The organism is Luteibacter sp. P4_E6 (assembly GCF_056401535.1).
This window is the reverse complement of record NZ_JBFUJE010000154.1, coordinates 1-8410: the sequence shown is the minus strand read 5'-3', so window position 1 is coordinate 8410 and position 8410 is coordinate 1. Positions and strand designations below refer to the sequence as shown.

The following is an 8410-nucleotide window of genomic DNA, read 5'->3' as shown; positions in this document are numbered from 1 at the left end:
CGTCGTGAGAGACCTTGGTGTCCACCCTCGAGGCGAGTTCCGCACAAGTGGAGCGGCCGTAGGCCAATCAGATRCATGGGCCGCGTCAGCGGCCTTTCCTTCTCGAACGCGGAGGACGTGTCTGAGCAGCGAGGGTGGACACCAAGGTCTCCCCGCGAGACGCCCAAGTGTACAGAGCGATGGCGGAGCCGAGCCACCCGCGAAGCCGAAGGCGAGCCATGGGCGAGGTGCCAGGTGCCAGGTGCCAGGTGCCAGGTGCCAAAGAATGCCCGGCGGGAAAGCTGAGCGGCCGGGCCCCGTAATCCGCGAAGAGCCTCTTTTCATGTCACCACGCATACCTGGCACGGGCATACCAGTACGCCCCGTTCGTGCCGATCGGCGAGATCACGTCGTAAGGAAAATTCCCCGCATAGGCGATGTCGGGAATCGAGCGGTTCGGGTACTGGTCGGTGATGTTCTGGCCGCCCAGGGCGATGGAGAAACGGTCGGTCGCGTGCCATTCGGCTTCGGCATCGAGCTGCCAGCGTGCGCCGTAGGTCTGCGTGGGCACGAAACCGTCACCGAAGTCGAAGACACGGGTCGTGCTGCCCTGGCGAGTCAGCCGGCTCAGCAGCGACCAACGGGGATGATCCCAGCGGGCGGTGAACGAGCCGCGCTGGCGAGGTGCGGCGTCGGTGAGCGTATTGCGTTCCTCCAGGCCGAAAAGCACGGCATCGGCGCCAAGTGCGGCGAGTTCGGGCGGCGTATCGCGGACCTTGCGGATCGACGTACGGTTGTAGCTGTACGTTGCAGTGAGCGTGAGGTTGCCGCCGTAGGCCGGTTGCCGGTAGTTCGTCACCAGCTCGGCGCCGCGCGTGCGGGTGTCGACGGCGTTGGTGAAGAAGGCCACGCTCTGGACGCCCGGTACGCCGAAGCGCGCGTCGATATAGTTCTCCAGGCCATCCGGAGCGATCGTCTCGGACAGGGTGACGCGGTGATCGACATCGATACGGTAGACATCGAGGGACGCGTCGAAACGCTCGCCGAGCTGCGCGGTGAGGCCCAGGCTGTAATTGCGTGACTTCTCGGGCTTCAGGTCCTGTGCGCCCAGTCCGCGCGCGATGGGGTTGTTGACCGAGAGGATGCGCCCCTGCACCAGCGTTCCGTCGGCGCCATAGCCCGTCGAGGTCGATTCGAAGCCGACCTGGCTCAGCGACGGCGCACGCAGGTTGTTGGACACGGCGCCGCGAAGGGCGATCGCCTCGGTGATCGCGAAGCGGCCACTCAGCTTGCCGGTCCAGGCGGAGCCGAAATCGTTGTAGTGCTCATAGCGGCCTGCCGCATCGGCGAAGAACCGGTCGGTGAGGTCACCGGAGAGGTCGAGGTAAGCCGCACCGACGTTGCGATGAAGGTCGGCCGTGTCCTGCGGTGTGAGGCCGCCGCCCGCTTGCGCGCCGATAGGTGCGCCGACAACGGGCCCCACGGCATACGACGCGGGGTCGCCGGGGTACGTACGAAATCCCTCATGCCGAAACTCCGCACCCGTCGCCAGGGTGAACAGCTTCGATCCCCATTCGATGGAGCGGCTCAGGTCGAGGTTGGCGGTGCCCTGCGCGTTGTCGTACTTGCCGATGTTGAAGTGCGTCGGGCTGGCGTCGCCGAGTGACACGTTCACCGTATCGCGCAGGTCGTAATCGAAGGTGTTGCGGCCCCAGGTCAGACTCGCGTCGATATCCCATTCGCCGACGCGGCTGCGCGCACCGGCCGTGAGGTTGATATCGCGGTTATAGCCGAGCGACTCAGGGCGATAGCCCTCCGGATAGATCGACGGAACGTTGGCGTCGCTGTCCGGATAGCGGAAGTAGTTGTCGCCGACCGTCCGGCGCTGCGTGTACGTGCCGAACGCGTAGCCACGCACGGTATCGCCCAAAGGGAGTTCGGCGTTGAACCAGCCACTGTAGTTCTCGTTACGTGGATCGCCCGCGGCATAGTTGCGCTTGCCCTGCAGCGCGAGGTTTGCCGGGGAGAGGTTCTCCCACGAGGGGATCTGGTCAGGGCCGGCGCGGTTGGTCGGCTGGCGGTTGTTGCCTTCGATGCCGGCCCGGAGGAAGCCACCGTTCCCGCCGAGTTTCGTGCCGGCCTTCGCGCTGACATAACCGCTCTGGCCATCCGTAATCGTGCGGTCGCCGGGACGAAAGTTGGTGTGATACGCACCGTACGTGGCATCGACCTCGCCTCCCTCGGGCGCGTCGTCGAGGATGATGTTCACCACGCCGGCGATGGCATCGGAGCCGTATTGCGCGCCCGCGCCGTCGCGCAACACCTCGATGCGCTTGATCGCGCTGATGGGAATGGCATTGAAATCGACCGGCGTCGTGCCACGGCCGATCTTGGTATCGCTATTGACCAGCGCCGAGGTATGGAAGCGCTTGCCGTTGACGAGCACGAGGACCTGGTCGGGACTCATGCCGCGTAGCTGTGCGGCCCGCACATGGTCGGATCCCCCGGAGTTGGACTGGCGGGGAAAGTTGAACGAAGGCAGCAGGGTGGCCAGTGCCTGGCCGAGTTCGCCGTTGACGGCACCGGCGGAGCGAAGGTCTTCCGCCGTCAGCACGTCGATCGGCACGGGTGAGTCGAGGACGGTGCGGTCCTTGGCGTGCGTCCCCGTGACGACGATCTGGTCCAGGTTGGTGGCGGGCCGGTCGGCGTCTTGCGCGGCGACGGGAAGGGCGGTGAGGGCGATGACGATGGCGGAAGCGAGGCGGGAAGGGTGCATGGAAGTTCCTGGCGGGCACACGGGGTCGTTGCCGCCGAAGGGCGGACGACGAGGGGCGGGGAGCGGTCGGGGCGCGGCGTCAGCCGTGCGTGGCGCGGCCCGGGCGACATCGCGCATCGGCCGCGAGGCGGCATGCAACGAAGGCGGGGCGGGGCAGGCGGGAGCTCACGACAGGGTGGTTCCAGTGGCCGCAGGAACGTGCGAACCTTTCACTATTTGTTGCACCGCGGTGTACGCTGTGTCAATAGGTTGGACGGCTGGCCGTATGGACGTCCGTTTCTTGGAAGCTTGCGCAAGGGGTTTGTATGAGGGTTCTCGCCAGTCTTTTCCTCGTTGTGTCGCTGGTCACGGCGGGTTGCGTGAACTGGCCGGAGCACGGCCCCGCGACCGCAAACCACAGCAGCGCAACACTGAGCGGCGATGCCGCGCATCCCGACGCGACGCATGGATGGGTGCGCACGGAGCTTTACTTCGGCCTGGGCCTTGCTGACGGCCGGGACGGGGTGGATGAGGCTGTCTGGCGTGCCTTCCTGGACAACGAAGTGACGCCACGATTCCCGAGCGGTCTGACCGTGGTCGATGCCTACGGACAGTGGCAGGGCGTCAAGCAGACGAAGCCGGAGCGCCTGCGTTCGAAGRTCGTGATCCTGCTCTACCCCGATTCGCCGACGCAGCAGGCGTCGGTCGACGCCATCCGCGCCGCGTGGAAGGCAAAGACGGGCGACCAGTCGGTTCTCCGTGTAACGCAGCCGGCGGACATCTCCTTCTGATGAACACAACTATCGCACCACGTCGCCGTTTCGGCGGCGGAGACCTCAACGGTGTGCTCGGCCTCGTCGTCGACAACCTCTCGCTGCTCGCCTTCATGGCCACGGCTCTCATCGGTATCTTCGGCATGCCCGCGGACATCGTGTTCCGCCGGATGTTTCCGGGGACCGCGTTGGGAGTATTGCTCGGCAACCTCGCCTACACCTGGATGGCCCGCCGGTTGGCGGCCCGCACCGGGCGCGAGGACGTTACCGCGATGCCGCTGGGCATCGACGCACCGACCACGATTGGCATGGCCTTGCTCGTCCTGGGCCCTGCGTTCGCGGGGTACCGTCAGGCGGGCATGGACCCGATCGCGGCAGGGGAGGCCACCTGGCACCTGGGTATGGCCTCGCTGGTCGTCATGGGTGTGCTGAAGTTCGTCCTGTCGTTCTTTGGCGCATGGGTCCAGCGTTCCGTGCCGCGTGCCGGCCTGCTCGGCTCGATCGCCGGCATCGCCCTGGTGCTGATGGGTTTCCTGCCGTTGGTGGAGATCCTGCGCGTGCCGGTCGTGGGTTTCGCTGGTCTGGGCGTGGTGCTTTACGCGCTGGTGGCCAAGCGGCGGCTACCGTTCGGCCTTCCAGGCGTGCTTGGCGCCTTCATTGTTGGCGTGGTCCTTTACTACGGGCTGGGGCCGTCGGGCTTCCTCGGTACCGGCTATCACTCGCCGGGCGCATGGCAGTGGCGACTCGGCTTCCCGCTACCGACGCTCGGTTTCATCGACGGCCTGCCGGCCACCGTGCCCTACCTCCCGCTGATCCTGCCCTTCGGCCTGTTGATGGTGGTGGGGGGCATCAACGTGACGGAGAGCGCCCGCGCCGCCGGAGACGACTATCCGACCCGGGACATCCTGCTGGTGGAGGCCCTGGCCACCCTGATCGCCGGCATGTGTGGCGGTGTAGCACAGACCACGCCGTACATCGGCCAGCCGGCGTACAAGGCGATGGGTGCGCGTACGGGCTACACCCTGGTCACGGGCCTGGTCATCGGGCTGGGCGGCGTTTTCGGTTACCTGGCGAACCTGGTGGAGTTGCTCCCGGTCGCCGTGCTCGCACCGATCCTCGTCTTCATCTCGATCGGCATCACCACCCAGGCCTTCGAGGCGACACCGCTACGCTACGCCGGCGCGGTGGTTTTCAGCTTCTTTCCGGCCATCGCACGCATGCTGGCGATCAAGCTGGGCGACCCGTCCATCGTCGACCCCGCGCACTTTGCCGCTCTGTATGGCGATGCCAGCCACGGCATCTCCGCGATGGCGRTCATCGTCATCCTCGGCAACGGCTTCATCATCACTTCGATGGTCTGGGCGAGCTTCGTGGTCGCGATGATCGACGGCCAGGTGCGTAAGGCAGCGGGCATCGTCGCGATCGGCGCCGTGCTCACGGCCATCGGCGTCATCCACTCGGTGGAACCGATTGGTTCGGTGTACCTGCCTTGGTTGCTCGATCCCGCCGCGCGTACGTTGGTGTGGCAATTTGTTGCGGCTTATGGGGCGCTGGCGGTGGTGTTGCTATTTCTCTCGGTCGGGCCGCGCCGGCGGTGATGCGATGCTTTCTACTGTAGGAGCCGATTCATCGGCGAACCCTCAGCGATGGTTGTCGCGAATGAGGCATTGCATCGCATCGTGTCGGCGGTTCAACCGCTCGCCCGATCACCACAAGGCCTCCTTCGCAACCTCGACAACCTGAGGGTTCGCCGCTGAAGCGGCTCCTACAGAAAGCAGTCTGGTCGCTCATCGAAGCTCGGGCGACGAAGCGGCGTKGCGCTTGTGCCACACRCAACCTCARCGTCCGGTGTCGCGGTCGGGTTGGCCCKTGGGGCCGCYTAAGCTGAGGGCCGCCCAGTTCCCGGGCGAGCGAAAGAGGAGCTACGGCCCGTCTCGAAGAGCCGCGCCGCGGCCCCACGGGCCAACCCGACCGCGACTCCCCCCAAATGCTTGAATTRCCGCCCCATGGCAGCCACCCTTGGACATTGTCCCAAGGAATATCCCCATGTCCCTCGCCGACCTCACATCGCTGCCCGGCGTCACCGCCACGCCGGACGCTGCCACCCACGGCTTCGTGTTCAACCACACTATGATCCGCGTGCGCGATCTCGTCGTCTCGCTGGACTTCTACACACGCGTGCTCGGTTTCACGCCGGTCTACAAGCACGTTTACGAAGAGGCGAAGTTCACCATCGTCTACCTGGTCCTGGTCGGCGACCGCAGCGTGATTCCCGACGACGACGCGGAGCGCAAGCGCTGGGCGCTGGCGCAGCCGGGCGTGCTCGAGCTGACCCATAACCATGGGACCGAGACCGACGCCGACTTCGCGTACCACAACGGCAACAGCGAACCGCGCGGCTTCGGGCACTTGTGCGTCAGCGTGCCGGATGTGAATGTCGCTTGCGCGCGCTTCGAAGAGCTCGGCGTCACCTTCCAGAAGCGGTTGAGTGATGGCCGCATGCGGCACATCGCCTTTATCCGGGATCCCGACCAGTACTGGATCGAGATCCTCCAGCCTACGCCGCTGACCGCCTGAGGCCGGGGACCACCATGCCGACCAACCTGCCTCCGGTGACGCGCAACCTGCTCATTGCCAACGTCCTGGTCTTCGCCCTTCAGTTCCTGCTGCAGGACGAGAACACCCTGGCGCTCTCGCAGTGGTTTGCGCTGTGGCCGGTGGGCCATGACATGGCCATCGACGTGGGCAATGGCAACATCGCCGGCATCGGTTTCCGCCCGTGGCAGCTGATCACCTACGGCTTCATGCACGGGTCGGTCATGCACATCCTGTTGAACATGTATGCGTTGTACATGTTCGGTGGGCTGATCGAGCGGGTGATGGGGCAGCGTCGTTTCATCATCTACTACTTCACCTGCCTGGTCGCGGCGTCGCTTGCCCAGCTGGCCATCGTGTACTGGTTCGAGCCGGGCCGCGTCTTCCCGACCGTCGGTGCATCCGGTGCGATCTTTGGCCTGCTCGGCGCTTTCGCGATGCTGTTCCCGCGCGAGAAGCTGATGATGATCCCGATTCCCATCGGTATCCCCGCGTGGCTGTTCGTCACGCTCTACGGCCTGGCCGAACTGTTCTTCGGCGTCACCGGCACGTTGGCGGGCGTGGCCCATTTCGCCCACCTGGGTGGGCTGTTCGCGGGCTTGTTGTTGCTCTGGGCGTGGGGCGTGCGACCGCCACCACGCCGCTGGTCCTGACCCTCAGCGCAGGGAAAGGAAGTCCGGGCTGACCACGAATCGCACGGCATCCAGACGCAGGCGCGCGTTGGGGATAGCCGCGAGCAGGGCATCGCGTTCGGCGGCGATGGCGGCGACTTCCGAGGCCGCGATGGACGGGTTCACGGCGCGCAGCGCCACAAGGCGTGCGTGCTCGGTGTCCAGCTCGAGCTTCGCGGCGTCGATCGCTTCGTACTTGAGCAGTTCGGCGCGTCCCTCGGCGAGGTCGAGGGCGTGTTCGAGCATCGGCGGAACCAGCTTCGAGAGAAACTTTCGGAAGCGAGCCACCTCGATATTGCGATCCGTCGCCTTGCGCAGCGCAACGTCGCTCGGACGGAAGCCCGGGCGTTCCGACAGCTTGGTATCCACCGCAACGACGAGCGGTGTCGCGGGCAGGAAGCGGCCGGCGTCCAGCGCGCGATCGGCGATGATCTCGAGCACGTAAACGGTCTGTAGCAGGGCGGTGCGTACGGGCAGGGCATCGTCGACGAGGAACGCGGCGTTGCCCGTTTCGCCGCTCACCAGCAGGTCCACCGCGGCGTAGACCATCGGGTGGTCCATGCGCAGCAAGGGCAGGTCTTCGCGGGCAAGTGCGACGTCGCGCGAGAACGTTACCGAAAGCGGGCCATCGGCAAAGCCGGGCAGGCCGTCGGTCGACAGGTACTGCGGGTCGAGCAGCACGATGTCGGGTGCGAGTTCTTCCGTATGCACGCCGTAGGTTTCGAACAGGCGCTGGATGAAGGCATCGCGCGCTGGATCCTGGTCCTCGCGGGCGAAGCTGGAGGCGAGGTCATCGGCATGTGGATCGCGGCTGGCGGCCAGTTCGAGCAGATGGTCGCGACCGGCGTGGATGAGGGCGGAGAGCTCCTCATGCGCGCCACGGGTTTCCGCGATGAGTGCGTCGAGTTCCTGGTCGCGCGAATCGTCCTCGCGGGCGTGTTCGTCGGCGAGGTTGGCGAGCAGCTCGCCGAAACGGCGAAGCAGTTCGCGGCCATCGGCGGGGCTCGAACGAAACGCGTCCAGGCCCTCGTCGTRCCAGCGGGCCAGCACGTGCTGCGCGCTCTGCTCGACCACGGGCACGTGCACGACGATGTCGTGACGCTGGCCGATACGGTCGAGGCGACCGATGCGCTGCTCGAGCAGGTCCGGATCCAGCGGGAGATCCCACATCACCAGGCGGTGGGCGAACTGGAAGTTGCGGCCTTCCGAACCGATCTCGGAACACAGCAGGAGGYGGGCGCCGTCTGGCTGCGCGAAGAACGCCGCGTTGCGATCGCGCTGCACGATGCCGAGGCCTTCGTGGAAACGGGCGACGCCTACGCCGCTCTTCGTGCGCAGTGCGTCTTCGATCGCCAGCACCTTGGCCTGGCTGCGGCAGATGAGCAGGAATTTGTCGGACGGGTGCGCGTCGAGCAGGTCGATCAGGGCTTCGAGGCGCGGGTCGTCGTTGTAATCGAACTCGAGGTGCGCCGCGGCGTTCTGGATGTCCGCGCGGAACTCGGCGAGGAGGGCATCCCGGCGACCGGCGTCGAGCGTCTCGGGGTCGATCGCGAGAATCTCCGGCACGCGGCGCGGAAACCCGCCGATACCGGCGCGACGGTTGCGGAACGCCGATACCGGCGCGACGGTTGCGGAAC

At 66.1% G+C, this 8410-nt stretch carries 6 protein-coding genes; 4 read left to right on the top strand and 2 right to left on the bottom strand.

Annotated elements, in window-relative coordinates; translation table 11 throughout:
• Positions 1-325 precede the first annotated feature (325 nt).
• A complete protein-coding gene (locus AC1DT2_RS11250) occupies positions 326-2755 on the bottom strand; it encodes a TonB-dependent receptor plug domain-containing protein (RefSeq protein WP_477296266.1) in 2430 nt (809 codons plus the stop codon).
• 305 nt (positions 2756-3060) lie between these two features.
• Between AC1DT2_RS11250 and AC1DT2_RS11245 the strand changes: the two genes are divergently transcribed.
• From AC1DT2_RS11245 to AC1DT2_RS11230, 4 genes are all read left to right on the top strand, one after another.
• Complete coding sequence (locus AC1DT2_RS11245; RefSeq protein ID WP_477296265.1) at positions 3061-3525, top strand: DUF3574 domain-containing protein; 465 nt, start codon at positions 3061-3063, stop codon at positions 3523-3525.
• Complete coding sequence (locus AC1DT2_RS11240) at positions 3525-5105, top strand: permease family protein (RefSeq protein WP_477296264.1); 1581 nt, start codon at positions 3525-3527, stop codon at positions 5103-5105. The genes AC1DT2_RS11245 and AC1DT2_RS11240 overlap by 1 nt, the downstream gene beginning before the upstream one ends.
• Before the next feature lie 448 nt (positions 5106-5553).
• The gene (gloA, locus tag AC1DT2_RS11235; RefSeq protein WP_477296263.1) at positions 5554-6084 is read left to right on the top strand and encodes a lactoylglutathione lyase; all 531 of its coding nucleotides are present in this window, start codon (positions 5554-5556) and stop codon (positions 6082-6084) included.
• Positions 6085-6098: 14 nt separating this feature from the next.
• Positions 6099-6755: a rhomboid family intramembrane serine protease gene (locus AC1DT2_RS11230; protein WP_063571997.1), complete on the top strand. Its 657-nt coding sequence runs from the start codon at positions 6099-6101 to the stop codon at positions 6753-6755.
• A 3-nt stretch (positions 6756-6758) separates the two neighbouring features.
• On the opposite strand, the gene AC1DT2_RS11225 is transcribed toward AC1DT2_RS11230, so the two are convergent.
• Positions 6759-8410: helicase-related protein (locus tag AC1DT2_RS11225; RefSeq protein ID WP_477296262.1), on the bottom strand; the 1652-nt coding region annotated here is incomplete at its 5' end.